At 71.5% G+C, this 24,751-nt stretch carries 22 protein-coding genes and 5 pseudogenes; 15 read left to right on the forward strand and 12 right to left on the reverse strand.

Annotation, left to right across the window (positions count from 1 at the left end):
- Positions 1-28: 28 nt before the first annotated feature.
- The 5 genes from SSP24_RS35975 to SSP24_RS35995 form a co-directional block, all read right to left on the reverse strand.
- A complete protein-coding gene (locus tag SSP24_RS35975; protein WP_141314351.1) occupies positions 29-643 on the reverse strand; it encodes a GTP-binding protein in 615 nt (204 codons plus the stop codon).
- Positions 597-986: a DUF742 domain-containing protein gene (locus SSP24_RS35980; RefSeq protein WP_141314353.1), complete on the reverse strand. Its 390-nt coding sequence runs from the start codon at positions 984-986 to the stop codon at positions 597-599. Before SSP24_RS35980 ends, SSP24_RS35975 begins: the two co-directional genes overlap by 47 nt.
- On the reverse strand, positions 983-1,483 hold the full coding sequence (locus SSP24_RS35985) for a roadblock/LC7 domain-containing protein (protein ID WP_141314355.1): 501 nt from the start codon (positions 1,481-1,483) through the stop codon (positions 983-985). The genes SSP24_RS35980 and SSP24_RS35985 overlap by 4 nt, the downstream gene beginning before the upstream one ends.
- 1 nt (position 1,484) lies before the next feature.
- Complete coding sequence (locus tag SSP24_RS35990; protein ID WP_141314357.1) at positions 1,485-3,791, reverse strand: sensor histidine kinase; 2,307 nt, start codon at positions 3,789-3,791, stop codon at positions 1,485-1,487.
- Positions 3,792-4,099: 308 nt separating this feature from the next.
- Positions 4,100-4,588 carry an ATP-binding protein gene (locus SSP24_RS35995; RefSeq protein ID WP_141314359.1) on the reverse strand — a complete coding sequence of 163 codons (489 nt, stop codon included), beginning with the start codon at positions 4,586-4,588 and terminating at the stop codon, positions 4,100-4,102.
- 350 nt (positions 4,589-4,938) lie between these two features.
- Here SSP24_RS35995 and SSP24_RS43195 point away from each other — a divergent pair, with 350 nt between their 5' ends.
- From SSP24_RS43195 to SSP24_RS36020, 5 genes and pseudogenes are all read left to right on the forward strand, one after another.
- Positions 4,939-5,310 (forward strand): hypothetical protein, encoded by a 372-nt coding sequence (locus tag SSP24_RS43195; protein WP_167529801.1) that lies wholly within the window; start codon positions 4,939-4,941, stop codon positions 5,308-5,310.
- Between the two features lie 71 nt (positions 5,311-5,381).
- A complete protein-coding gene (locus tag SSP24_RS36005; protein WP_141314364.1) occupies positions 5,382-7,112 on the forward strand; it encodes a hypothetical protein in 1,731 nt (576 codons plus the stop codon).
- A 102-nt stretch (positions 7,113-7,214) separates the two neighbouring features.
- Complete coding sequence (locus SSP24_RS36010; RefSeq protein ID WP_141314366.1) at positions 7,215-7,898, forward strand: response regulator transcription factor; 684 nt, start codon at positions 7,215-7,217, stop codon at positions 7,896-7,898.
- Positions 7,895-9,220, forward strand: coding sequence for a sensor histidine kinase (locus SSP24_RS36015; protein WP_141314368.1), 1,326 nt, complete (start codon positions 7,895-7,897; stop codon positions 9,218-9,220). The genes SSP24_RS36010 and SSP24_RS36015 overlap by 4 nt, the downstream gene beginning before the upstream one ends.
- Positions 9,221-9,455: 235 nt before the next feature.
- Positions 9,456-10,242: pseudogene (locus tag SSP24_RS36020) on the forward strand (carbon-nitrogen hydrolase family protein).
- Between the two features lie 14 nt (positions 10,243-10,256).
- Here the strand turns inward: SSP24_RS36020 and SSP24_RS45005 are convergent.
- The 3 genes from SSP24_RS45005 to SSP24_RS36030 all read right to left on the reverse strand — a co-directional run bounded on the left by SSP24_RS45005 (position 10,257) and on the right by SSP24_RS36030 (position 12,277).
- Positions 10,257-10,385, reverse strand: coding sequence for a hypothetical protein (locus SSP24_RS45005; RefSeq protein WP_268255113.1), 129 nt, complete (start codon positions 10,383-10,385; stop codon positions 10,257-10,259).
- Between the two features lie 75 nt (positions 10,386-10,460).
- A complete protein-coding gene (locus SSP24_RS36025) occupies positions 10,461-10,868 on the reverse strand; it encodes a PAAR domain-containing protein (protein WP_141314370.1) in 408 nt (135 codons plus the stop codon).
- 50 nt (positions 10,869-10,918) lie between these two features.
- Complete coding sequence (locus tag SSP24_RS36030; RefSeq protein ID WP_141314372.1) at positions 10,919-12,277, reverse strand: COG1470 family protein; 1,359 nt, start codon at positions 12,275-12,277, stop codon at positions 10,919-10,921.
- Positions 12,278-12,562: 285 nt separating this feature from the next.
- On the opposite strand from SSP24_RS36030, the gene SSP24_RS36035 reads away from it, so the two are divergent.
- Together SSP24_RS36035 and murJ are read left to right on the forward strand one after the other, a co-directional pair.
- Entirely contained in the window at positions 12,563-13,747 is a 1,185-nt protein-coding gene (locus SSP24_RS36035) for a lipid II:glycine glycyltransferase FemX (protein WP_141314373.1), read from the forward strand.
- A gap of 47 nt (positions 13,748-13,794) precedes the next feature.
- Positions 13,795-15,531 (forward strand): murein biosynthesis integral membrane protein MurJ, encoded by a 1,737-nt coding sequence (gene murJ, locus SSP24_RS36040; RefSeq protein WP_141314375.1) that lies wholly within the window; start codon positions 13,795-13,797, stop codon positions 15,529-15,531.
- Positions 15,532-15,556: 25 nt separating this feature from the next.
- On the opposite strand, the pseudogene SSP24_RS36045 reads toward murJ, so the two are convergent.
- Positions 15,557-16,859: pseudogene (locus SSP24_RS36045) on the reverse strand (L,D-transpeptidase).
- Between the two features lie 185 nt (positions 16,860-17,044).
- Between SSP24_RS36045 and SSP24_RS36050 the strand changes: the two are divergent.
- Positions 17,045-17,503 (forward strand): hypothetical protein, encoded by a 459-nt coding sequence (locus SSP24_RS36050; RefSeq protein WP_141314377.1) that lies wholly within the window; start codon positions 17,045-17,047, stop codon positions 17,501-17,503.
- A 32-nt stretch (positions 17,504-17,535) separates the two neighbouring features.
- Here the strand turns inward: SSP24_RS36050 and SSP24_RS36055 are convergent, their stop codons facing one another.
- The gene (locus tag SSP24_RS36055) at positions 17,536-18,171 is read right to left on the reverse strand and encodes a helix-turn-helix transcriptional regulator (RefSeq protein ID WP_141314379.1); all 636 of its coding nucleotides are present in this window, start codon (positions 18,169-18,171) and stop codon (positions 17,536-17,538) included.
- A 186-nt stretch (positions 18,172-18,357) separates the two neighbouring features.
- Positions 18,358-19,418 (reverse strand): annotated as a pseudogene (locus SSP24_RS36060) (IS110 family RNA-guided transposase).
- Positions 19,419-19,750: 332 nt separating this feature from the next.
- Between SSP24_RS36060 and SSP24_RS45375 the strand changes: the two are divergent.
- The 3 genes and pseudogenes from SSP24_RS45375 to SSP24_RS44515 form a co-directional block, all read left to right on the forward strand.
- Positions 19,751-20,161: pseudogene (locus SSP24_RS45375) on the forward strand (IS110 family transposase); the annotation flags it as partial.
- Positions 20,162-20,474: 313 nt separating this feature from the next.
- A pseudogene (locus tag SSP24_RS45380) lies at positions 20,475-20,597 on the forward strand (transposase); the annotation flags it as partial.
- Positions 20,598-20,783 (forward strand): hypothetical protein, encoded by a 186-nt coding sequence (locus SSP24_RS44515; RefSeq protein ID WP_229866320.1) that lies wholly within the window; start codon positions 20,598-20,600, stop codon positions 20,781-20,783.
- A gap of 365 nt (positions 20,784-21,148) precedes the next feature.
- Here SSP24_RS44515 and SSP24_RS36070 read toward each other — a convergent pair whose 3' ends face one another.
- Positions 21,149-21,781 carry a Pvc16 family protein gene (locus SSP24_RS36070; RefSeq protein ID WP_141314382.1) on the reverse strand — a complete coding sequence of 211 codons (633 nt, stop codon included), beginning with the start codon at positions 21,779-21,781 and terminating at the stop codon, positions 21,149-21,151.
- 185 nt (positions 21,782-21,966) lie between these two features.
- On the opposite strand from SSP24_RS36070, the gene SSP24_RS36075 reads away from it, so the two are divergent.
- From SSP24_RS36075 to SSP24_RS45160, 4 genes are all read left to right on the forward strand, one after another.
- Complete coding sequence (locus SSP24_RS36075) at positions 21,967-23,523, forward strand: phage tail sheath subtilisin-like domain-containing protein (RefSeq protein WP_141314384.1); 1,557 nt, start codon at positions 21,967-21,969, stop codon at positions 23,521-23,523.
- Positions 23,524-23,586: 63 nt separating this feature from the next.
- The gene (locus SSP24_RS36080; RefSeq protein WP_141314386.1) at positions 23,587-24,048 is read left to right on the forward strand and encodes a phage tail protein; all 462 of its coding nucleotides are present in this window, start codon (positions 23,587-23,589) and stop codon (positions 24,046-24,048) included.
- Positions 24,045-24,452, forward strand: coding sequence for a phage tail assembly protein (locus SSP24_RS36085; RefSeq protein WP_141314388.1), 408 nt, complete (start codon positions 24,045-24,047; stop codon positions 24,450-24,452). The genes SSP24_RS36080 and SSP24_RS36085 overlap by 4 nt, the downstream gene beginning before the upstream one ends.
- Positions 24,449-24,607: a DUF6760 family protein gene (locus SSP24_RS45160; protein ID WP_308439659.1), complete on the forward strand. Its 159-nt coding sequence runs from the start codon at positions 24,449-24,451 to the stop codon at positions 24,605-24,607. The genes SSP24_RS36085 and SSP24_RS45160 overlap by 4 nt, the downstream gene beginning before the upstream one ends.
- Positions 24,608-24,751 lie beyond the last annotated feature (144 nt).

Genomic DNA, 24,751 nt, shown 5'->3' on the forward strand with positions numbered 1-24,751 from the left:
CCCCGCCACAGGCGGGGCCCCGCGCGCTTCAGGCGGCCGGTTGGCCGGTGCGGCAGTGCAGGTGGAAGGCGCGCTCCACGGTGCTGATGAGGGCCAGGACGCAGTCGTCGCGGTGCCGGGCGTCGGCGACGACGACGGGAACGTCCGGGCCGATGCGCAGCGCAGCGCGGACCTCCTCGGGGCTGTGGGGCAGCTGCCCGTCGAAGGGGTTCAGCGCGATGACGAAGGGCAGGCGGCGTTGTTCGAAGTAGTCGATGGCGGCGAAGCAGTCCACCAGACGGCGGCTGTCGACCAGGACGACGGCGCCGATCGCGCCACGGGCCAGGTCGTCCCACATGAACCAGAACCGTTCCTGTCCAGGAGTGCCGAACAGGTAGAGGACGAGGTCCTCGGCGAGCGTGATGCGGCCGAAGTCCATGGCGACCGTGGTGTGCGACTTGCCGGCGGTGCGGGACAGGTCGTCCACGTGGGCGGAGGCGGAGGTCACCACGGCCTCGGTGCGGAGCGGTTCGATTTCGGACACGGCGCCGATCAGCGTGGTCTTGCCGACGCCGAATCCGCCCGCGATCAGGATCTTCGAGGATGCCAGGGAGCGGTCAGAGATCACGGAGGCCACGGAGGACTCTTTCCAGGAGGTGGGCATCAGATGGTCCGGCGGCGCCGGCCTGGTGGACGGTCACCAGGCCGGACTGGGCCAGATCGGCGACCAGGACGCGCGCGACGCCGAGGGGCAGGGGAGCCAGTGCGGAGATCTCGGCGACGGACCGCGGCTGCGTGCACAGATCACGGATGCGCCGGTGCTCGGGAAGCAGGGCCGGCCCCTGGGCGTGGTGCGGGCCGGGCGCGGCGCGCACGAGGGCCTCGACGGCCAGGTCCAGCGAAGCACGGGTGCGGCCCCGGGTGAGGGCGTAGGGGCGGGGGCCGAGCGGGACGACGTCGTCCTGCCACCCCTCGGCGAACGTGGTGGTGGGGGAGGCGGCGGTCATGGGGAGTCCTTGCGCCTGGGGCGGGCGGCGGTGCCCTGGATCTGGCGCGGGCCGGAGCCAGGGGAGGGGGAGCAGGCCCAGCCGGTACGGGCGGACGGTGACAGGACGGCGCCGGCCCGGCGTATCAGGCGGCGGGTCTGGTAGCCGAGCAGGCTCATGTCGCAGTCGTGGCCGGCCAGGACGGCGAGCAGGGCGTTGGGCGGCAGGCTGGCGACCAGGAGGCTGCCACCGCGCATCTCCACCAGGCTCTGCCGCACCCGGCCGCGGCGCAGCAGTTCGGCGCCGCCCGCGGCCAGAGCGGCGATACCGCACGTGAGGGCGGCCAGCTGGTCGTGCCGGGTGGCCGGGCCGGGGCTGTGGTGGGCGAGCAGCAGCCCGTCGCAGGAGACCACGGCGGCTTCGCTCACGTGCGCGGTCTCGGTGACGAACGACGTGATGAGCCAGTCGAGTTCACCTGCCGCGCCGTGCTGGGCCGGGGTGGCCGCGTGACGGCGCATGTCAGACTCCCTCGCTCTCGAGCCGGTCGTCCTGCGCTGCGCGGCGCGCGCCCTGCTGGAAGCCGCTGAGCCGGGCCCGAACCTCCTCAGCCCCGCGCCGAGCGATCTGCGGCCGTCCGCCTGCCTCGGGCGTAGGCGACTGGCCGGCCAGGGCGGGGGCGAGACTGGTGTCGGGGATGCGCTGGGGCAGCGGCGCGGCCGCCTCCACGGCTGCGCTCTGCCCTCGGGCCGTACCAGCGGAGCCGGCCACCAGGGCGGCGGCTGCCTCGACCCTGTGCCGGCCCGCGGGCACCGGGCGGCGTGCCGGGGCGCACTGGCGGCCCGCTGCCGGCTCGTCGGGCGTGCCGGCCAGTGCCGGCGGCAGCACGACCTGTGCGCACACCCCGCCCGGTACGCCCTGGCTGAGGGTGACCTGGATGCCGTGGCGGTGTGCGAGCGTGCCGACCACATACAGGCCCATCGGCTCGGACAGGTCCGCATCGGGCGCGGGCCCGGCCTCCAGGCCGGCGTTCGCGGCCGTCAGCTGCTCGGGGGTCATGCCGATGCCCAGGTCGCGGATCTCGACCAGGACCCGTTCGTCGGGCAGGTGCTGGCCGCTGACGGTCACCTCGGTCTGGGGGCTGGAGAACGCCACGGCGTTCTCCAGCAGTTCGGCCAGGAGGTGGACGACGTCGTTGACCGCGCCGCTGGCGATGTCCAGGGCGGGCAGGGTGTGCGGCACGATCCGCTCGTACTGATCGACCTCCGACATCGCCGTGCGCACCACATCCAGCAGCGGCACCGGCCCGGTGGCCGGGGCCCCCAGTTCGCCGCCGGCCAGGACGAGCAGGTTCTCGCTGTTGCGGCGCATCCGGGTGGCCAGGTGGTCGAGCTGGAACAGCCGGGTGAGCTGCTGGGCGTCGGGTTCGTCCTGCTCGAGCGCGCTGATCAGGACCAGCTGGCGCTGGACGAGGCTCTGGTTGCGGTGGGAGAGGTTACGGAAGACCGCGCTCACATTCTCCCTCAACTGGGCCTGTCCGGCGGCCAGGTGCACCGCTTCGCGGTACACCTGGTCGAACGCCTGGCTCACCTCGGCGATCTCGTCGCGTCCGGGGATGAGCAGGCTGCGGTCATCGAGGCAGGGCGCCTTGAGCGTGCCGGCATCCAGGGCGGTCCGCAGTTCGGGCAGCCGCTGCTCGGCCACGTCCACGGCGGCGCCGCGTAGCCGGCGCAGCCGGCCCATCAGGGAGCGCGAGACACCGAAACCGATCAGCGCGGAGCCGCCCAGCAGTCCGGCGGCCACGGCCGCGTCGGCGGCCGCCTCGTCGCGGGCCTCGTGCTGCCTGGCCGCGCTCTCCTCGACCAGCCGGTTGCTGACCGTGGTCTCCAGCTGGGTGAGCCCGTCCAGCTTGGCGGTCAAGTCCTGGTACCAGGAGGCCGGCAGCACCTCCGGACCGGGGGCAGCCACCAGCAGGCCCAGCGCCTCATCGGCCTGCCGCACCTGCGGCTGGGCCATCAGCGCGTCGTAGCGGGCAAGTTCGGTGGAGTCCATGGCGAGGCGGAACTCCTGCGCCGTGACATCCCGGATGCGCATCGAGGCCAGCAGCGAGGCCCGCACGTCGCCGGCGAGCACCTGGTCGTTGGCGGCGTTGGCGATCAGCGCCCGCTGGCTGGAGACCATCGCGGTGGACAGCGACAGGGTGTACAGCGCCCAGCCCTGGGAGTGCGACTGGTTCAGCTCACCGCCCAGTTCGTTGTCCACGCCCAGCAGCGGCATGACGATATCGGTGTAACCGGAGACAACCTGGACCAGGCGTGCGTGGTCCCTGGCCGCCTCGCGCACCGTGGGCAGGGTCGCCAGCGCCTGGTCGATGGCGGTGAAGTGCCGCTGGAGCCGCTCGGAGCGCGGGGTCCGCTTGGCCTGGGCGCGGAAGGCCGTGATGGCCCGCTGGGTCTGCTGCTCCTGCAGGGCCAGCGCATCGCCTTCCGCGCCGGCCTGGGCGAGCGGGTTGACGGCCAGGTCGCGCTCTTGCTGCAGGTCCTGGATGAGCACGGTGGCCGAGCGGCTCAGCTGGGCCACCGCATGGAAGTCGCCGTAGGCATCGGCCCGGTTCACGGCGTCGTTGACGCGCAGCCCGGCCAGCGTGCTCGCGGCCACGACCGGGATCGCCAGGGCCGCGGCCAGCCGGGTACGGACCCGCATACCGCCCCGGCCCGTCCGGGGCCGGCGCGAGGATGCCTCACCGCTGGGGTGCGGGGGTTCGCCGCCGCCGGCGGAGCGCCGCTTCATCGACGCAAGGCGGGCCTGGGCACGGGGAAGGGAAGGCACGATCAACTCCGCGAAGTCACTGGGCGGGGCGCCGGCCCCGGGCCGAGGGGAAGCCGCACCGGGCGTCGGACGGCCAGAGCACCACAGGGCTCAGGCTGGATGCCGACGGGCGGTGGGGCACAGGATTGAGGTAAACACACGCAGTGCTAACGGAACGCTGGCATCGCCTGGGCAGTGGCGAAGACGGCGTTCGCGGCCACACGATGGCAACGCACGCAGCGCGCACAGAGGTTGGGAGGCAAGGCACGCCACCGTACCCTCGACGGCGCGCCCTCGGGGCGGCCGACGGCCTGCAGGGCGTGACCGCCTCACAGAGCCTGGCCGGCTGAGGGCAGCGGCAGCCGCGCCCACACCGTCTTGCCGGCGTCGGTGCAGTGCACCCCCCAGTCCCGGGCGAGATGATCGACCAGGAGCAGACCGCGGCCGCGCTCGGCGAGCGGGACATCGTCGCCGCGCGGGGCGGTGTCGCCGATGACGGGCCGCTGCGTACTGGCGTCGGCGACCTCCACCAGGAGTTCGGACTGATCCGTGTCGCACAGCACCTGCACCTGGCACGGGCCGGTGCCGTGCTCCAGCGCGTTACCGGCGAGCTCAGAAGTGACCAGCAGCGCGGCGTCGATGGCCCCGACGGCCGCACCCGCGGTGCGCAGAATGTCCTCGAGCGAGTGCCGCAGCTGCGACAGCCCCTGCGGGCCGTCACTGACACGCCAGGCATCGGCCTGTGCTCCGGCTGCCAGGGCAGTGCCGCCAGCGGGACGGGAGGAGGAACAGACGCCGTGAGACTGATGGTTGATCATGAGCAATCCAGGTGTGTCACGAAAAACAGGCGGGGCCGGGTGGCCCACGCCGCGGCCCCGGACGGGCCGCGGCGCGATGTGATGCAAGCCTCACCCGGCACCCCCCGCCCCGCCGCCCCCTGGTGCACGGTCTGCGCGGAGGAATGCCCGATCAGGCAGCCGGGGGACCGGCCCTCCACCGATCGCCCTCCCAACCGGCAGAAAACGCTTCTGACCAGCCACGACGCAGCCGTCCGTTAGCCCTGTGCTTACCGACGCCCTGGTTGACTGCCCGGCAGGGCCGCTGTGCACCCGCACTGCGGCCCCGCCCCGAAGAGAGGAGTACGGGCCAGAAGCTCCCGTCCACGCCAATGAAGTTCATCCACCTGGCGCTGCGTCAGGCAGGCCGCTCCGCCTGCCGGTTCAGGGTGGGGGCCGCACTCGCGGCGGGAAACCGGGTGCTGGCCGCCCAGCCCAACAAGTACCGCAACCCCGGACGCATCGACTTCCGCCACAGCACCTTCCACGCCGAGGAGGCCGTGCTGCGCAGGGTCACCGCCGCCGGGGGCACCGACATCTACGTCGCCCGCCTCGACGCCGCAGGCCGCCCCGCCCTGGCCCGCCCGTGCGAGCGCTGCATGCACACCCTCGCCGACGCCGGCGTGCTGCGCGCCCACTACACCACCGCCCACGGCGACGTGCACACCATCGACGTCCGCCGCGCCGCACGCGGCACGGCCTGAACCTGCCGACACCAGCCGGCGGTACGCCGCCACGCGCGGATACCGCCGCCCCCCGAGAGCCGGAGACACCTGTGACCAAACCGTCCACCGCTCCCGCCGCCGCGATCGTCGCGGATGCCTTCACGCAGCTGTCCGGCTCCATCGTCGAGACACTGGACATACTCAAAAAGGATCTCGGCAGAGAAGGCGATCAGGTCACCTGGCTGAAGGATACGATCCGCACCGAATACCAGGCATACATCTCCAAAGATGTGAACGCATTCCGGCAAGTCGACCCCGAACTGGCAGCACTGGAGGAATGCTGCGAGTCGCTGCGCCATTTCTGGTATGAGACCACCATCTTGAGTGGGTATGAGGACCTGGAAGATCAAGTATTTCTCCGTCACGCGGAAACGCTGATCGAACTCGTCACATTCGGTCTCGTCGAGTTCTGTGAAATCCTCGGCTCGAGGATCCCGGCGGCGCTGGCCATGGGGCAGATTCTTACTGAGGCCTACGATAAGATATGGGGCGAATCTGAGAAATTGGCTAAAAATCAGAAGGAATGGAATGAACTATGGAATGATGTAGCCGCCGCCATGGCGGAGCTTCAGGCTGTGTACCACCATTTCTTTCAGGTTCTCGAATTGCACTGGAATGCGTTTCGGGAAGCGGTGAGGAAGGGCCTGTTCGCGACGCAGGACAAACTTCAGGAAGCCCTTCCGCTGATACCGCAGGACGGTTCCGGAGGTGCTTTCCATCAATCTGTCTCCGGTTTCTTGGCTTCCCTGGAGCGTTTGGGGAGTGAGCTGACGCCCTACCAAGGTGGCGAGATATACCAGGCCGCCGCAGATGCGATCAGCGACTGCGCCAAGGGACTCAGTGAGCGTCGCCGCCAGGCCGGCGCTGCCGTCACCCCGACCGGGGCGCGGCAGTCGTCCCGCGGTGCGGCCGGCCCGGGGCCGTCGGCAGCCCCGGCCGCCGTCGCGCCGGTCAAGGCGACCGGGGTGAGCGCATCGGCCGGCACCGGCGCTGCCGGACAGCCGCTGGACCCGATCGCAGGCGAGGCCAGGCCCGCCGCGTCCGGGCCTGCCGTCCGCGCCGACAACAGCCGGCAAGCCGACACCACCGCTTTGACGATCTATGCACGCGAGTTGGTCAAGCGCATCGATCACAACGTGCCGTACGGCAACCTGAGAAAAGGGCTCGATGGCCTGCTGAATTTGATCAAGAACGACGCTTTTTCGTCCTGCTTTGATAAGGCGCGGCTGCGGAATGGATTCGAGGCTATTGATGCATCACGTAGGAGAGTGGGGGTTGCAAAGGGGAAACTGGCCGGCTGGGCGAAGAGCGAACAGCGCTCTCTAGAGCGTGGCTGCCGCGCCCTCTCCGCTCTGCGGGAAAGTCTTGCTGCTTTTGCCGTGGCTGTCGACAATATTCTCCCTGCGGCGATCGGGCTCGACAAGTCACTCGCCGATGGTATACGCACATTCACTGGCTCCTCTCCGGACAGGCAGAAAAGGGAAGCCTTCGAGAAACAGGTGAAGGAGCTTGCCGAGTCGCATACGCGCCTGATGCAGGACGCCAGGGCCGTTTACGAGGGGGCCCGTGCGCTGGCCACGGAGAACGTCCCCGTTCCCAAGGGTATGACGGTGGAGACGCCCGCCCTGGGCGACAACGAGTATCTGGAGCGGGCCATCAGGGATGTCAATGCGGTGGTCACCGAAGGGCTCCGGCCCAGTGCTCTGTCCAGCGTCGCACAGGGTTTCACCGGCACCGCCAGACGCCTGTGGCAGGCCCTCAAACCAAAGCCGCCCTCCTAGCTGAACCCCTGCGTCCTGCCGCCCGCGCACCCCGGCTGGCTGGCCCTCCGCAACGCCGCGTCCCCCGGCACCCCCTACGCCCGACCTCTCCCGGAAGACCTCATGCCCCACGTACTGCTCGTCGAGGACGACGACCACATCCGCACGGCCCTGGCCGGCTCCCTGCACGATCTCGGCCACCGCGTCGACGCGGTGGCCACCGCAGTCGAAGGCCTGTCCCGGGCGGTGAGCACCAGCCCCGACATCGTCGTCCTCGACCTCGGCCTGCCCGACATGGACGGCCTGCAGGCGCTGAAGATGTTGCGCGCCGGCACCCCGGTCCCGGTCGTCATCGCCACCGCCCGCGACGACGAGCGCCACACCGTGCGCGCCCTGGACCTCGGCGCCGACGACTACGTCATCAAACCGTTTTCCGTCGAGCACCTCAACGCCCGCCTTGCCGCGGTACTGCGCCGCGCCACGCCCGCCGCGCCCGAGCCGACGCTGGCCGTCGGCGACCTGCGCATCGATCTGCAGGCGCACACCGCCACCCTTGAGGGCCGGCCGCTGGAGCTGCGGCCCAAGGAGTTCCGGCTGTTGGCCTATCTGGCCGGCCACGCGGGAAGAGTCGTGGGCAAGGACGAGTTGCGCCAGACGGTCTGGGACAGCGTCTTCGGCATCACCGACAAAACCATGGACGTCCATCTGTCCTGGCTGCGCCGCCGCCTGGGGGAGACCGCGGCCAGCCCCCGCTACCTGCACAGCGTGCGCGGAGTGGGCGTCAAACTCGTAGATCCCGGCCAGTGAGGCTCCGGCTCGCGCTGCTGGCCGTCATCTGCTGCCTGGTCAGCACGCTGCTGTTCGCGCTCCCGCTGGCGGCCTACGCACGCCAGGCCTACCAGCAGCAGGACGACCGGCTGGCCGCCATCCGCGCCCACGTGCTGGCCTCCCTGGTCGCCGGCTCCTCATCCTCCGAGGACGCCGATCTGCTGCAGTACCTGAAGCAGGAGAACGCCCAGGGCGCCAGCGCCGCGGTCTTCTTCGCCACCGGCGAGCGCGTCGGCGCCCCCCTGCCGCGCTCCCGCGCCGTGGAGGACATCCTCGACGCGCATCCCAAGGCGACCGCCGCCCCGCCGCACACCGGTGACACGTACTACTTCCCGGCGGTCACCGCCCACCGGGTGCGTGCCGCGGTGGCGGTGACCGTCGACACCCACCGGCAGGAAGAGCAGATGCGCCGGACCTGGGCGGCGATCGGAGCCGCCGTGATGATCCTTCCGGCCTGCGCCGGGCTGCTCGCCGACCGGCTCGGCCGGCGCCAGGTCACGGCGGTCGACCGGCTGCTGCGCGCCGCCTCCCGCATGGCCAAAGGAGACCTGAGCGCCCGCATCGACCCGGCTGGACCGCCCGAGCTGCGCCGCCTCGGCGTGGCCCTCAACGCTCTGGCGGGCCGGATCGAGGCCCGGGTGGAGACGGAACGGGAGGCCGCCGCCGACCTCTCGCACCGGCTGCGCACCCCGGTCACCGCGCTGATGCTGCAGGCCGAGGCGCTGCGCCACCCGGAGGAGTCCCGTCGGCTGCTGGCCAGCACCGAGCGCCTGCAGCGCGAGGTGAGCCACATCATCGAGCGCGCCCGCCAGGGCGCCTGTGAGCGCCAGGTCGTCGCCGACCTGGCGGCCGTGACCCGCGAACGCGTGGCCTTCTGGCTTCCGCTGGCCGAGGACCAGGGCAGGGCGTGCACCCTGACCGTGACCGGCCGGGGCCACCGGGTCTACGCCGCGCAAGAGGACGTCGCGGCCGCCATCGACGCGCTGCTGGGCAACGTCTTCACCCACACCCCCGAGGGCACCGCGATGGCGGTGGAGGTCACCGGGCACCGCTACGGTGCCGCGACGCTGGTGGTCCGCGACGACGGGCCCGGCTTCGCCTCCCCCCGGGCGATCGAACGCGGACGCAGCACCAGCGGCTCCAGCGGCCTCGGCCTGGACATCGTGCGCCGCCTGGCCTGCTCCACCGGCGGCGGGATGGTCATCGGTGCCGGTCCGGGCGGCGGAGGCTCGGTCACGGTGACCCTCGGCGGCCCGCCCCCCGTCGCCCACACTGTGCCGCCGCGTGCCGCCGCCCGGTGAGACGCCTCGCAGTGCCGGGGCGCAGCGGCGCCACGGACCGGCGGCCGTCCAGCAGGCACGCCGCGCGGGCGCGTCGACCGTCCGGACGGCCCCGCGGCCGGCATGAGCACAGACCAACCGGTCCATCCCCGATGGGGGAAGGCTCTCACCCCGCCGCGGACCGTAGCGTCGTCGCATCGTCTTGACGTGCGGCTCGCCGTGATGCACAGCCAGCCCCGACGTGAGGAAGGACCCGATGCGCATTGCACTGCTCCAAGGCCTCGCCGGCCTGCCCACCACCGAGGACAGCCTCGCCGCGCTCGACGACGCAGCCCGCCGGGTCGCCGCAGCCGGGGCCCGGCTGCTGCTCACGTGCGAGCTGTACACGTCCGGCTAGGGGGCCGGCGCGGGAACGCTCGCCACACGGGCCGAGACCGCCAGCGGCCCACCATGTCGCCCGGATCGCGGCCGAGCACCACCTGGCCATCGCCTACGGCTATCCCGAGCGCGACGGGAGCGCCCTGTACAACTCCGTTCAGCTCATCGGCCCCGACGGCACGCCGCTGGCCAACTACCGCAAGACCCACCTCTTCGGCGGCTACGAAGGTGCCGTGTTCACGCCCGGCGACACCCACGTCGTCCAGGCCGCCTACGACGGCGTCCGGATCGGCCTGCTGATCTGCTAGGACGTGGAGTTCCCGGAGAACGTCCGGGCCCACGCCCTGGCCGGCACCGACCTGCTGCTGGTTTCCACCGCCCTGATGCGCCCCATGGAGATCATCCCGCAGCAGCTCGTTGCGATCCGCGCCTGGGAGAGCCAGCTGTACATCGCCTACGCCAATCGATGCGGCCCCGAGGGCGTCTACCACTTCGCCTGGCTCAGCTGCCTCGCTGCCCCGGACGGGACCACCCGTGCCCGCGCCGGGACGGGACAGGACCTCATCGTCACCGACGTCGACCCCGCGGCCGTCGAGGCCTCGCGCACCGCGACCCCCTACCTCGCCGACCGGCGCCCCGCGCTCTATGCCTCCCTCATGCGCTGAGAGATCTTCCGTAACTACGCGTAGTCGATCTTGAGGTTGGGGAGCACGGCGGCGGCGCGGGCGGTGTCGTTGATCGTCTCGCCGCGCTTGCGGCGTTGCCGCAGGATCTTGTAGTCCTCAAGGCGGGGACTGTCTAAAAACAAGCACTCCCATCCCCGGAGATGGTCTGGAGCAGCTGAGCGCCGTTGTCCTTGGCCTCGAGCAGCCTGAGGCGCCTGCTACCCGATCACCACATTGCCCGTCGCGATGATCTTTCCTTTGGGGGCGGGCACCGGGTCGTTGCAGGTCATGACCGTGTCGCCGTGACGGGCGGCGGGTTTGCCGCCGATCAGTACGGTCGCGCTGCCTGCGGACACTGTGCCGGAGTTGTCCGGCGGGCGGGAGAAGACCGCGCCCGGTGGGGTGGGCGGCGGCAGGTGCGGGGGAGAGTTGACGGCCCGGCTGCCGACCACGGCGGCCGGCCGGCCCGAGATCAGTACGTTCGCGCAGCACCCGGCGGTGAGGGTGCCGGAGAACGGCATCGGCATGACGGTGGGGACCGTGGTGCCCACTGGCGTGGGAACCAGCACGATGTGCTGGTCCACGCCGACGACCCGGTCACCCTGCTTGGCGGCGGGAAGGCTCATGTCCGCGCCCCTTTACGCGCTGTGGCCGGACGGCCGGCGATTGCAGCGGGTCATGAGGCCTCCTTGATGGTGCGGCCGGCGAAGTACGCGGAGGAGGTGCACTCCTCTTCGTCGCTGTTGGTGCAGTTCAACGCGTAGACGACCTTCTGTCCTTCGCTGAACTGCAGCGGTTCCATGAACAGCAGCTGCTTTGAGGTGATGTCCTCGAGTGCGAACCGCAGCAGGACCTTCTTGCCCCGGCGCACTTCGACCACGCCCTTGTCCTTGTGGGGATTCTCCAGGTGAATGTCGCTGATCCGCAGGGTCTGCCCCTTGTCGACCGCGTAGCTGTCGGTGGTGAACTTGCCCTCCACGCCCGGGGCGCCATGGGTCTCCATGCGGAACTCGGTGGACTGGACCTCCACCGACGGCGGCGCGTCATCGTTCTGCGCCGAGACGTCCTGCCCGCCGCCGCTGTCGGAGCTGCCGCCCGTGCCCGCCGGGCTCTTGGACGAGGCGCCCGCCCCGGCCTGCTCGCTGCTCGAGCCCCCGCCCGTCGGGGAGCCGCCGTCCCCGCTCGCCGTGCCGTCCGGCTTCGTGCCCCCACTCGGCGTGCCGTCCTCGCTGCTTCCGCCGCTGTCGCTGCTGTCGCTGTCCTCGGCGTCGGCGACCGTCTCGGCATGGGAGACCGCCTTGGGGTCGAGGAACGACGGCCCCATGATGGCGGCCACCGCCAGCGCCGCACCCGCCAGCAGCATCAGTTTCGGTGCCCCGGCCGGCAGTATCGGCGGCTGCACCAGGGAGCCGTCCACGGTGGTCTTCGTGCCGTCCGCGGTCTGCGCGGTGACCCGGTAGGCGTGCGTCCTGACCGGCCCGCGCAGGAACCGGCGGCGCGGCCGCAGCTTCAGCGGGACGAACCGGGTGGTGCCGCCCTCCACTGTCAGCACCCGCGTGCCGAAGCCGAACTTCAGCTCCCCTTCCTCGTCCACACCGGAGAACTGCACGGTGACCGGAGTGTTGCCGAGGTTGTCGACGGCCAGTTTGGTGCGGCCGCGGCGGCTGCCGCGCGCGGTGCGAGGCACCAGCTCAGCCACGACCTCACAAAAGCCGCCGACCCGTACCGTGCCTTCCTCGACCGCCGAGCCGTCGGTGTCCTCCCGGGACATCACCCGCACGGCGAACGACGTTTCGCCCCGCACGGTCTTCGCCGACCTCGGCGGCGCGAAGGACACCTCCACCGTGGCGTCGTCGCCGGGGAAGACCGACACGGTCTGCGGTGAGACGGTCACCCACTCCTTGGCGTCGCCGAGCACGTCCAGGGTGAACTGGTCGACCACGCCCCCGGTGTTGTGCAACTTCAGCTGACAGGTCGCCACCTCGCCCGGGGTGACGTCGACGACCTTCTCTTCGAGTGATGCGATGACTCCCATGCCCCCACCGTGACGGGACGGCCAGCGGCGCGTTAAGGGCTCCCCGGGCAGCCGTCCGGGAAGCCGCCCGGCCGCTCCCGACTCCCCGCTCCTGCCCGGCCGGTGAGGGCATGGGCGCTGCCCCGAAGGACAACCGGACGCCCCTGTCCGCCCACGCGGCGAGCGGACCAGGATCAGGGCACACCACATCCCCCTGCTCCCAGAAGCGACGAGTCCTTCGAGTCCGGCGCCACGCCCGAGAAAGGCGCACGTGAGCGTTGGACACCCCACAGAGAGGCCCACCTTGTGTCAGCACTCCTCGTGACGGCCGGCCAGGTCCAGGAAACCACCCGGCTGGGAGCCATCACTGCCGACACCTACCGCGCCTTCCTCGCCTCCCCCACCGGCGCGGCCCTCGGCGCCGGATACCTTCAGTGCCCCTCCTGGGCCCGGGTCAAGGAGGGCTGGCAGGCCCAGCTGCTCGGCTGGGGCCCCGCCCCGCAGACCGGCCGGCTGTCCGGGGTGGCCCTCGTCCTGCTGCGCCGGTTCCCCGGCACCCGCAAGTACTTCGCCTACCTCCCCGAGGGGCCCGTCGCCGACTGGGCGGCCCCCGGCATCGACGACTGGCTCACCCCGCTGCTGCACCACCTGCGCGCCGCGGGCGCGTTCGCCGTGCGCATCGGCCCCTCACCCGCCTACCGCCGCTGGAACGCCGCTCGGCTCACGTCGCTCACCGGCCCCGGCCGGCGCCTCGCCGACGTCCTCGCCTGCGAGGTCGACCCGCTCGGCACGGCCGTCGCCGAGCGGCTGCGCGCCCGCGGCTGGCGCCGCTGCGGCGACGACGGCGGCAGCGGCGACGGGGACGCACAGCCGCGCCACGTCTTCCAGGTGCCGCTCGCCGGACGCACCCCCGACGACCTGTGGGCCGGGCTCAACCAGGAATGGCGCCGCAACGTCCGCCGGGCCCAGAAGTCGGGCGTGGAGATTGTCGTCGGCAGCGCCGCCGAACTCCCCGAGTTCTACCGGCTGCTGCGGATCACCGAGGAGCGCGACGGCTTCCGGCTCGGCCGCTCGCTCGCGTACTACCAGCGCCAGTACGAAGCCCTCAACGCCGAGGAGCCCGGCAGGATGAAGCTCTACCTCGCCCGCCACCAGGGCGACATCCTCGCCGCCCACACCATGATCACGGTGGGCCGCCGGGTCTGGTACCAGACCGGCGCCTCCGCCAACCACCGCCGCGAGGTCCGCCCCTCCAACGCCCTGCAGTGGCGGATGCTGCTCGACGCCCACGCGCTCGGCGCCGACGTGTACGACATGCGCGGGGTACCCTCCACACTCGACCCGAACGTACGCGCGTACGGGCTGCTGCGCTGGAAGCTCGGCACGCGCGGGCGGGTCGTCGAGACGCTGGGGGAATGGGAGACACCGCTGGGCGGCACCGCTAACCACACGCTGTACCGCGCCTTCAAGGCGTACCTGGCCCGCAGGTGAGCACGACGTCCGACGCTGAACCTGAGGGAGCCCCGCCCCACCGCCTCGTGGACGAAGCCGCAAGCGCTCACCCCGGTACGGGACAGCCACCCCCGGCAGCGGCCACGCGCCCCCCGGCGGGCCACGGCGCCGCCGCCCCCGCCGCGGCCCGGCAGGACACCGGCCGGCAGCCGTCCGCGCTGCGCGGCAGCGCCGTCATGGCCGCCGGGTCGGTCGTCTCGCGCGCCACCGGGTTCGTACGGTCCGCGGTCGTCGCCGCCGCCCTCGGCGTCGGGCTGACTGCCGACGGGTACGCGGTCGGCAACACCGTCCCCACAGTCGTCTACATGCTCCTCATCGGCGGGGCGCTCAACGCCGTCTTTGTGCCCGAACTGGTCAGGGCCGCCAAGGAGCACGACGACGGCGGCGCCGCCTACACCGACCGGCTGCTCACCGTCTGCGCCGCCGCCCTGCTCGCGCTCACCGCGGCCGCGGTCCTGGCGGCGCCCGCGCTCGTCGCCGCGTACACCGGCTACACGGGCGAACAGGCAGCCATGACGATCGCCTTCGCCCGCTCCTGCCTGCCGCAGATCTTCTTCCTCGGACTCTTCACGCTCCTCGGGCAGGTGCTGACCGCACGCGGCCGGTTCGGGGCGATGACGTGGACTCCGGCCCTCAACAACCTCGTCGTCATCGCCGTGTTCGGGCTGTACCTGGCCACGGGGTACGGAGGCGGGCTCACCCCGGGCGAGACCGCGTTGCTCGGCTGGGGCACCACCGCGGGCATCGCCGTCCAGGCGCTGGCGCTCGTCCCCGCTGTGCGCGCCGCCGGCCTCCGCTGGCGGCCCCGCTTCGACTGGCGCGGCAGCGCACTGACCCGGCCGCTGCGCTCGGCGGGATGGCTCGTGCTCCTGGTGCTCACCAACCAGGCCGCGTACTGGGTGACCACCCGGCTCGCGACGGCCGCGGGTGCGGCGGCCGAGGCCCAGGGCACCGACGGCGGCGTCGGCTTCAGCGCCTACAACAACGCCTATGCGCTCTGGGCCGTACCGCACGGCATCGTCACCGTTTCGCTGGTCACCGCGCTGATGCCGCGGATGAGCGGCGCCGCGGCCGACGGCGACTGGGCGGGCCTGCGGCGTGACGTGTCGTACGCCCTGCGCACCAGCGCGGCCGCCGTCGTGCCCGCCGCGTGTGCGCTGCTCGCCCTCGCCCAGCCGGTGATGGCCCTCGTCTTCGGCCACGGCAGGACCGACGCCGGCGACAGTGCCGCGATGGCGGCCACCCTCATGGCCTTCGCGCCCGGCCTGATCTCGCTGTCCGGCCAGTACGTCCTCTCCCGCACCTTCTACGCCCTCTGCGACACCCGCACCCCCTTCCTGCTCAACCTGGTGATCGCCGGCCTCCACGCGGGCCTGTCCACCGTCGCGTACCTGCTGCTCCCGGCGCGCTGGACGGTGACGGGCATGGCCGGCGGGTACTCGCTGGCGCTGGCGTCGGGCTGGCTGGTGACGGCGTACGTGCTGCGCCGCCGGCTGACGGGTCCTGGCGGCGCGGACCGGCCTGCGCCGCGGCTGTGGCGCTCGGCCGCCGCCGGCACGCACGCCCGGCTGCTGCTCGCCGCGGTCCCGGCCGGACTGTTCGGCCATATCGCGCATCGCGGCGCCGACCCGCTGGGGGCCGCGGCGGCGACGGCGGCCGGGGCGCTCGCCGTCGCGCTCACCTTCGCCCTGCTCGCCCGCCCGTTGCGGCTCACCGAACTTGAGGCACTGATCTGCGCCGCCCGCCGCCGCCTCACGCGCTGACCGGGAACGCACCCCTTGGGATGCGTCAGTGCAGGGCGCTCATCGCCCGCCACTGCTGCCACGGCACGTTCCACGCGCCGAAGCCGTTGCCCGGCGCCACCGTCCCCTTCGTGTCCGCGCCGCTGATCTCGAACGGATCGCCCGCCTGCAGCTGCCCGTAGAGCCAGGCCGCGTCGGCGTCGCTCATGCCGATGCAGCCCGAGCTGTGGTTGGCCCTGCCGAAGTACGCGGCGTTCCACGGCGCCGCGTGCGCGTACATCCCCGACCAGGTCAGCCGCATCGAGTAGTCGACCATCTTGTCGTAGGCGTCGCCGAGGCCGACCGTCTCGGAATTCATGTTGATCCGGCGATCTGCTGGAGGCCGGGCAGGAGGGAGTGCCCTCCTTCGCCATCAGCACCGCCGTGCCCCGCCAGGAGCGCTTGTCGCCGCCGGGTGTGCCGCCGGAGACCGGGATGTCCCGTACGGTCCTGCCGTCGCGCTCCAGCGTGAGGTGGTGGCGGTCGAGGTCGACCTTGACGATCTGCCCGGTGCCGATGGTGAAGGCGGTCGTGTAGTCGCGGACGAACCAGCCGCCGTCCGGGCCCGAGTCGGTGCCGTTCAGCTCGGCATGCACCGTGACCTTCGTGCCAGGCTTCCAGTAGTCCGTCGGCCGCCAGTCCACCCGGTCCCGGCCGGACCAGTCCGTCAGCCAGCCCCACGAGCCCTCGGTGTTGTCCGACGTGGTGACCTTGAGCTGTTTCTCCACCTCTGCCTTGTTCTTGACCGGATGGTCGAAGACGAACGAGATCGGCTGGGCGATGCCGACGGTGGTGCCGTTGCCCGGCCGCCAGTCCACCTTGTTGACCTTGCCGGCCTCGGCGGTGGTGAAGGATGCCTCGGCCGTGCCGGCCGTGCCGCCCTTGGCACGGGTGGCCGCCGTGACCGTGTACGTGGTGCCGGGCACCGCCTTGCGGTCCGAGGTCCACAGTGTGCCGCCGGCCGAGATCCGGCCGGTGAGCGGGCGGCCGGCGGCGTCGGTGACGGTGACCGAGGTGAGGCTGCCGCCCGACGCGGTGACCTGGACCGGCACACCTGCTGCGGCGTGCTCGCCGTTCGGGGTGACGGAGACGGTCACGGGCGCATGGCTCGCCTCCCCGGCCCTGGCGTCGGCCCGCGTCGGGGTGCCGGTGGCCGTGCCGGGCGAACAGGCCGTGACCAGGACGGGCAGTGCTGCCAGGGCGACGAGCCGGGCACGCAGGGGGCGGACGGGTATGCCGCTCAACGAAAACCTCCTTGGGGGCAGGGCAGTGGCCCGCGACTCACCCCGCCGGGGGCGGCGGTTCATCAAGGGTGTCCTGCCAGCGAACTGTGATGGGTGGACCATGGGGTGCTCAAGGGCGGTGGGGCATGCGGCTGGGCAGCCGCAGGGCTGCTCCAGGACTGTGCGGGAGTTCGGCCGGGACATCGGTGCGGCCCCAAAGGACAGCCGGGCGCCTCTGCCGGCCCGATCGTCGCGCGAGCCAGGATCAGGGCATGGAATCCCTCCCCGAGCCGCCCTCCGGCCTCACCAGCGACGAGTTCTTCGAGTTCGACATCACCGACCGGGAGGAATTCCGGGGCCCGGTCGGCTTCCCCCACGACCAGCTCGCCGTGTGCTTCCAGCCGCGCGCCGGCACCGGCCCCCTCACCTGCACCGTCACCCTCCACGCCTTGCTGGGCGACGGCGGGGGCGCCGCGGAGGCGACCCGCGAGGAACTGCTCGGCCACCTGATGCGCGCCAGCATGGGGGATCCGCTGCTGGACGGCTCCCGACAGCTGGAGATCAGGGATGGCCAGGGCGAGTACGCCTGGGTGACGTTCCGGGGGTTCGGCTGGCACGACGAGGCCTGCACCCGGCCGGTGAGCTCGTGCTACTACACCGTCTCCCTGCGCGGGCACTCCACCATCCGGGCCCGCGTCTACGGCATCTCACCCCACTATGCGCCGGGGTGACCCACGACGTGCCCGGGGTGAGAGGACCCGTTTCAGATCATGCCCTCGCGGATCGCGTAGGCCACGGCGTGCGACCGGTTGCGCAGATGGAACCGGCTGGTCACATCATGCAGGGCGTTTTTGACGGTGCGCTCCGAGTACAGCAGCTGCTGGGCGATCTCCCGGGTGTCGAGACCCTTGGCGACCAGCCGCAGCACCGCGGCCTCGCGTTCGGTCAGACCCGTGGAGGCGATGCCCCGCGGCGCGAGCGCGTGCTGGCGGATGGTGGAGACCTGCTTGATGAGACGGCCCAGCAGATCCGGCGGGACCACCCCGGCGCCCCGCCGCACCGACGTGATCACCTGGACCAGCCGGTCCGGTGTCGCCTCGCACCGGCGCACCAGGCCCGACACGCCCTCCTCGGCTGCCGCGACCACCCCGTTCTCGTCCAGCGACGAGGCCACCAGGACGATGTGCTGGGCGCCGGCTCCGCGCACCGAACGGGCCAGCTTGAGCGCCTCGTCATCGAGGGATTCGGAGGCCACGACCCCCACCGCGGTGTCATCCAGCCCGCTCAGGTCGTCACGGCCGACCACCTCCAGCTCGGCCCGATCGCGCATCGCGGCCTTCAGCCCGGCCTCGGAGATGGGGTCCGACGCCCGCACGTACACACAGGTCCTGTTCGACATCTGGCTCCTCAACAACGCCTGGCCCGCGGGCTGTCCGCAGTGCCCGCCGCTTCGGTCGCGGCCAGTCCATCCTGCGCGGAGCTTGCCTAATAGGACACTAAATGGACGTTATGCCCGTCCCTATCGTGCACGCCGGTGCCCGCGCCCGAGCGGACGCGGCCCGCTGCTGCAAGCTCCTACAGATCGTCAAGCGGCCTGTGGGAGCGGATTGGTGGGATGGGTTACATGGGGTAGGTGCCGGTAGATCTCGCGTGCGACGAACCGCTTCAGGCACCGGACGATGTCCTTCTTGGACATGCCTTGGGCGGTGCGTCGGGCGACGTACTCCTGGGTGCGCTGGTCGTACTTCATGCGGACCAGCACGATGGTGTGGAGCGCGTTGTTGGCCTGACGATCGCCGCCACGGTTGAGGCGGTGGCGGTGGGTGCGGCCGGAGGAGGCCGGGACCGGGACAGCGCCGCACAGATGGGCGAACGCCGCTTCCGAGCGGAGTCGTTCGGGGTTGTCGCCCGCGCTCGTCAGCAGCTGCCCGCCGGTCTCAGGGCCGACGCCAGGCAGGGCGATCAGTCTTGGGGCGGCCTGGGTGACCAGTGGCCCGATCTCCTTGTTCGCGTCCTTGATCTCCTCATCGAGTGCCTGGTAGCGGCGGGCGAGGCGCCGCAGCGCGATACGGACTGCGCAGGCCGGATCGTTGAGGTCACCGCCGGGGCGGGAGCGGGCCAGCGTGTCGACCAGCTCCCGCGAGGGCAGCCCGCGCAGCTTGTCCCGCACTATGGACGGCGCGGTGACGATGAGGGTAGGGATCTGATTGATCGTCTGGGTACGGGCCTTGACCGCGCTCTTGCGGACCACCCGTAGGGCCCGGATCGCCTCCACGATCCCGTTGCGGGACTTGTGCGTGCCGCCAGCCCGGGCCGGACAGCACGGCGGTCGCGGTGCCGTAGGCGTCGACGGGGTCGGACTTGCCGTTGTCCCGCCTGGCCTTGCGGTCTGGACGGTCGACCTCGATGACCGTTACCTCGTTCAGGGTGAGGAAGCGCGCAAGTTCGCACCGTAGGCGCCGGTCCCCTCGACCCCGACGGCGAAGACTTCTCCGTGGGACCGGAGCCAGTCCAGCAGCCGCTGGTAGCCCTCGGGGGTGATCTCGAATTGCTCGGTGGCCAAGTGACGGCCGACGCCGTCGATGACCGCGGCCTGGTGGTGTGGGTGTCGATCCCGCCGATGACGCATCTCTCGTCTGCTGCCATGCTGTTGTGTGCTGCCCTTCCGACTCTCGCGTGTAGGAGGGCACGCGCCGGTCGGGCAGACGGACAAGACAGTGATGGGACCTCTGGCCAGGCTCCTGACTTGTTCAATCGAGCCCAGACGCACGGTCCGCGGCCGTAGCGTCCAGGGTGCCGGTCGGCACGGGCCCGCAGTGCTCCATGCCGCCCTCGGGGCTGGCTCGTTGATAGCGTGCCGCCGTCGACCGGCACCCGCGCGGTGTGGCTTGACAGAGGCATGGACGTGACTGGGCTTCAAGTCAGGGTGCCCACCGCGCTCCCTTCCCTGTCGCATCGAGTGCAAGGTCGGCTGCCCTGTGATCCTCATCGGTATCGATCCCCACAAGTCCTCCCACACCGCCGTCGCCGTCGATCCCGCGGGCCACGAGGTGGCCCAGCGCCGCTTCGTCGTCAACGCCGGCACCTTCCGCCAGCTGCTGCGCTGGTGCGAGCAGTGGCCCGAACGCCGCTTCGCGATTGAAGGCGCCCGCGGTCTGGGCCGCACCCTCGCCCAGCAGCTGGCTGCCGCGGGCGAGGACGTGGTGGACGTGCCCTCCACGCTGTCGGCCCGGGCCCGGCTGCTGGCCACCGGCGGCGACCGCAAGACCGACGCCGCCGACGCCCTCCACGTGGCTCAAGTCGCCCTGTTCCGGGACGATTTGCGGACCGTCGTGCCCGAGGACCAGTGCACGATCCTTCGGCTGCTGACCGAGCGGCACGACGACCTGGTCCACGAACGCACCCGTGTCCTGAACCGGCTGCACGCCGTGTTGCGCGACCTACTGCCGGGCGGTGTTCCCACCGGTCTGTCCGCCGACAAGGCGGCCGCCGCGATGAAGTGCATCCGGCCCGCGACCGCCACCGACGCCTGCCGCCGGGACATCGCCCGCGACCTGCTCGGTGACCTGCGCCGCCTCGACCGGCAGGTCAAGGACAACGAGGCCGAGATGCTTGACGCCCTCGCCGCGGCCCACATCACGCTGACGACCCTGCCGGGCCTGGCACCGTGCTGGCCGCCAAGTCATCGGCCACGTCGGCGACATCACTCGCTTCCCCACCGAGCACCACTTCGCCAGCTACACCGGCAGCGCACCCCTGGACGCCTCCAGCGGCAACAACGTCCGTCATCGGCTCAACACCGGCGGCAACCGCGCCCTGAACTCCGTGCTGCACGTCATCGCCGTCTGCCAGATCCGCGACGGCGGCCGAGGACAGGGCTATTACCTGCGCAAGATCGCGGAAGGAAAGACCCCAGCGGAGGCTCGCAGGGCCCTCAAACGCCGCCTGTCCAACGTGGTCTACTGGATCATGAAACGAGACCAACGGAACCACCTCGCTCAGGCCGCTTGACACACAGAGGCGCTATTAGGTCACAGTCACCCGGCCGGCCACGTGCCAAGTGGCGTCGCCCGGCAGGCCGACAATTTCAGCAGAGGACAACCTGAGCGTCAGTCAGGGCTCGAGTCAGACCTCCGGGCGATGCCATGGCCAATCCTCGCTGTCAGGGCTCGGGTCGCGTCCCGCAGGGCGGTGCAGTGCCGAGAGGCCATGGATTCGCAGGTCAAGGCCGCGCTGCGTCCGATGCCGCGTCAGATCGCGGTGCCAGCAGCCACGAGTGGCGCGGGCAGCTGCGTACTGGTCTGACCGGCGTCCGTGTCGGAGAGCTGAGCGGCGCCGTACGCTCCGCACGGCTACGCCACTTCGCGGGGGCACGATCAGGGCTCATGGCGCCGGTCGCGCTGCTTGGGCACGGCGGGCCGTTTCCTGGCCGTCGGGGTACGGCCCGGCGCCGGCCGTGGCCGCATGTCCACATCGATCCGGCGGGCCGGGGCCGGGACGGCCGTGTCGGCGGGTGGCACCAGTCCGGCGGTCAGGACCAGTCCCAGGCACGGGGCGGCCGGCACCTGCAGTGCCCCCCAGACCTCCAGCAGCCTGGAGCAGGACAGCTCCGGCGGGGCCAGGGCGATCTGCACCGGGCCTGCGCCGTCCTGCGCGAGCGGGCCAGGCAGCAGCTGGTGGGGCAGCGCCGGTGTGCCGGCCAGCACCGCCATGGCCGTGCCCAGCAGGGCCTGCTCCCGCTCGCTGTCCGGGCCGTGTGCCCACAGCAGGTAGTGCAGCCGGTAGCGGGTCACAGGTCCGCGGCGGGCCACGACGCGCCCGTCGCCGTCGCGCAGATCGGTCCACTCCACCGACCGGGCCCGCGGGTCCTCCTCGACGTGGAACACGAACGCGCCCAGCCCCTCGCCGCCGGGCCCGTCGCGCCCCGGCGGCTCGAACCGGAGCCCGGCCCCGGCGGGCAGCGCCGGGGCCAGCAACGCGCGCAGGCAGGCATTGGCATCCAAAAGCATGCCAGGAAGTCTCACCCGCCCCCGCCGCCCCCATCGCGCCCGTGCGTACGTCCGAGGGGGTCGGGCGGGCTGCCCGATCGGCTGGTGATGACCTGCCCTTCCGGTCGTCCGATCGTGAGTGAAACCGGCCCGTCCGTTTTGCCAGGCTCGGGGCGATCAGCAGTTCACAGTGGACCGGAGGCCACATGCCCAGCTATCTGTCGCCCGGCGTGTACGTGGAGGAAGTCTCATCGGGCTCGAAGCCCATCGAGGGGGTCGGAACCGCCGTCGGCGCGTTTGTCGGGTTCGCCGAGAAGGGCCCGGTCAACGAGCCGGTCCTGGTCACCAACTGGACCCAGTTCGCCCAGAGGTTCGGCGAGTTCATCGAGGGCTCGTATCTGGCGCACGCGGTCTACGGCTACTTCCTCAACGGCGGCGGCAGCGCCTACATCGTGCGCGTCGAGGCGCCCGAGGACGTCACCGACGTCCCCGCCCGTGCGGCCCGGGCACAGCTGCCGGCAGCCGGCGACGACGCCGCGCCGTTGCTCACGGTCACCGCCCTGCAGCCCGGCGAGGCCGGCAACCGGCTCAGCGTCGAAGTGACCCAGGCCGGCGACGCCGCCGACGACTCCTTCAAGCTCGTCGTCAAGCGGGACGGTCAGAGTGTCGAGAGCTTCGACAACCTCACCCTGCGCCGCGGCCCCCTCAATGCCCTGTCCGTGGTCCGCCGCAGCTCCCAGCTCATCGCCCTGGACCGGCCCGCTGACGCGGTGCCGCCGTCCGTCAGCGCCCAGCTCGCCAAGCACGTCGAGGTCAGCCTCACCGACGGCGCCGGACCCGAGGTGCGCACCACCCCGCTCAACCCGGCGGACTTCATCGGTTCCGCCGACGAGCGCACCGGCATTGCCTCACTGGAGGCCGTCGACGACGTCACCATGCTCGCCGTGCCCGACCTGATGGCCGCCTACCGCAGGGGCCTTTTGGACGAGGACGGCGTCAAGGCCGTCCAGCTCGCCGTGATCGCGCACTGCGAACTGATGGCGGACCGGGTCGCCATCCTCGACACCCTGCCCGATCTGACCGCGCAGCAGGTCAAGACCTGGCGCACAGAGTTCACCGGCTACGACTCCAAGTACGCCGCCTTGTACTGGCCGTGGCTGAAGGTCCTCGACCCTCGCTCCGGAAAGCCCGAACCGCTGCCCCCCAGCGGCCACATCGCCGGCATCTGGGCCCGCAGCGACGACAGCCGCGGCGTGCACAAGGCTCCCGCCAACGAGGCCGTGCGCGGCGCGATCGCCCTGGAACTGGCCCTCACCCGCGGCGAGCACGACCAGCTCAACCCGATCGGCATCAACTGCATCCGCGCCTTCCCCGGCCAGGGCATCCGGGTGTGGGGAGCCCGTACCCTCAGCAGCGACCCCGAGTGGCGCTACCTGAACGTCCGCCGCCTGTTCAACTACGTCGAGAAGTCCATCCTCGCGGGCACCAGCTGGGTGGTGTTCGAACCCAACGAGCCCAAGCTGTGGGACTCGGTCAAGCGCACCATCACCATGTTCCTGCGCGGCGTCTGGCGCGACGGCGCCCTGTACGGGCGCACCCCCGACGACGCGTTCTACGTCAAGTGCGACGAGGAGAACAATCCCGCGGAAAGCCGCGACCAGGGCATCCTCACCGTCGAGGTGGGCATCGCCGCCGTCAAGCCGGCCGAGTTCGTCGTCTTCCGCATCTCCCAGTTCGCCGACGGCGCCGCCCTGGACGAATAGCCCGCCGAGCGGCCGGCCCCCGGCTCGTCCCACCCGCCTCCCACCACCGCTTGAGGACCGCACATGTCCATAGGTCTTGGACCGAACCAGCAGCACGACGCCCTGACCGCGGCGCGCTTCTCCATCACCATCGACGGCTACGAGATCGCCTCGTTCTCCGAGCTGTCCGGCATCACCACCGAGGTCGAACCGGTCGACTACCTCTCCTCCTCCGACAAGGAGGTCATCTTCAAGAAGCTGCCCGGCAAGGCCAAGCCGCCCACCGTCGTCCTCAAACGGGGCAAGACCGGCGGCATGGAGCTGTGGGGCTGGCACCAGACCGTGCTGGCCGGCCAAATCGCTGCCGCCCGCAAGAGCTGCTCTTTGGTGATGTACAGCTTCGACGGCAAGCCCGTGGCCCGCTACTACCTGTCCCACGCCTGGCCGTCCAAGCTGGAGATCGGCGCCCTGAAAGCGGGCTCCAGCGAAATCCTCATGGAGACCGTCACCATCACCTGCGAGCACATCCAGCGGGTGTCGCCGTGACGCCGCCGACCGCCCCCGCCGCGCCGCAGGCCGGCCTGTGCACCGAATATCCCTTCACCCTGCCCCGCGGATACGTCGACGGCGAGGGCCGCGTCCACCGCGAGGGCGTCATGCGCCTGGCCACCGCCCGCGACGAGATCGCCCCCCAGTCCGACCCCCGGGTCCGCGCCAATCCCGCCTACCTGACCGTCATGCTGCTGGAGCGCACCGTCACCTCCCTGGGCACGCTGCCCGAGGTCGGCGGCTATGTGATCGAGAACCTGTTCGCCTCCGACCTGGCCTTCCTCCAGGACCTCTACCGGCGCATCAACCAGGACGGGCACACCCAGGCCGAGGTCGCCTGCCCCTCCTGCGGGCACGACTTCGCCGTCGACGTGGCAGGTGATGCCCCGGGGGAACGCTGACGTACGCCACGGACCGGCTCTGGGAGGAGCTCACCTACGTGGCGTACTACCTGCACTGGCCCCTTGACACCCTCCTCGACCTCGAACACCCCGCCCGTCAGCGGATCATCGCCGAGATCGGCCACATCCACCGCCAGATCTTCGACGGCCACTGACCTGCACCACATCCGCGAACGCCCGGAGACACCCTCATGTTCTGGCCCTTTGGCCGCAAACGGAAGACGGCCCTGCGCCCCGCCGCCGCGGCCGCCCCTGTCGCCCCGCGGCACCGAGGGCCCAGAGTCTGGGCCACGGCCGAG

Origin of the sequence: Streptomyces spinoverrucosus, from assembly GCF_006539505.1 — a bacterium.
In the GTDB taxonomy this organism is placed as follows: Bacteria; Actinomycetota; Actinomycetes; order Streptomycetales; family Streptomycetaceae; genus Streptomyces; species Streptomyces spinoverrucosus.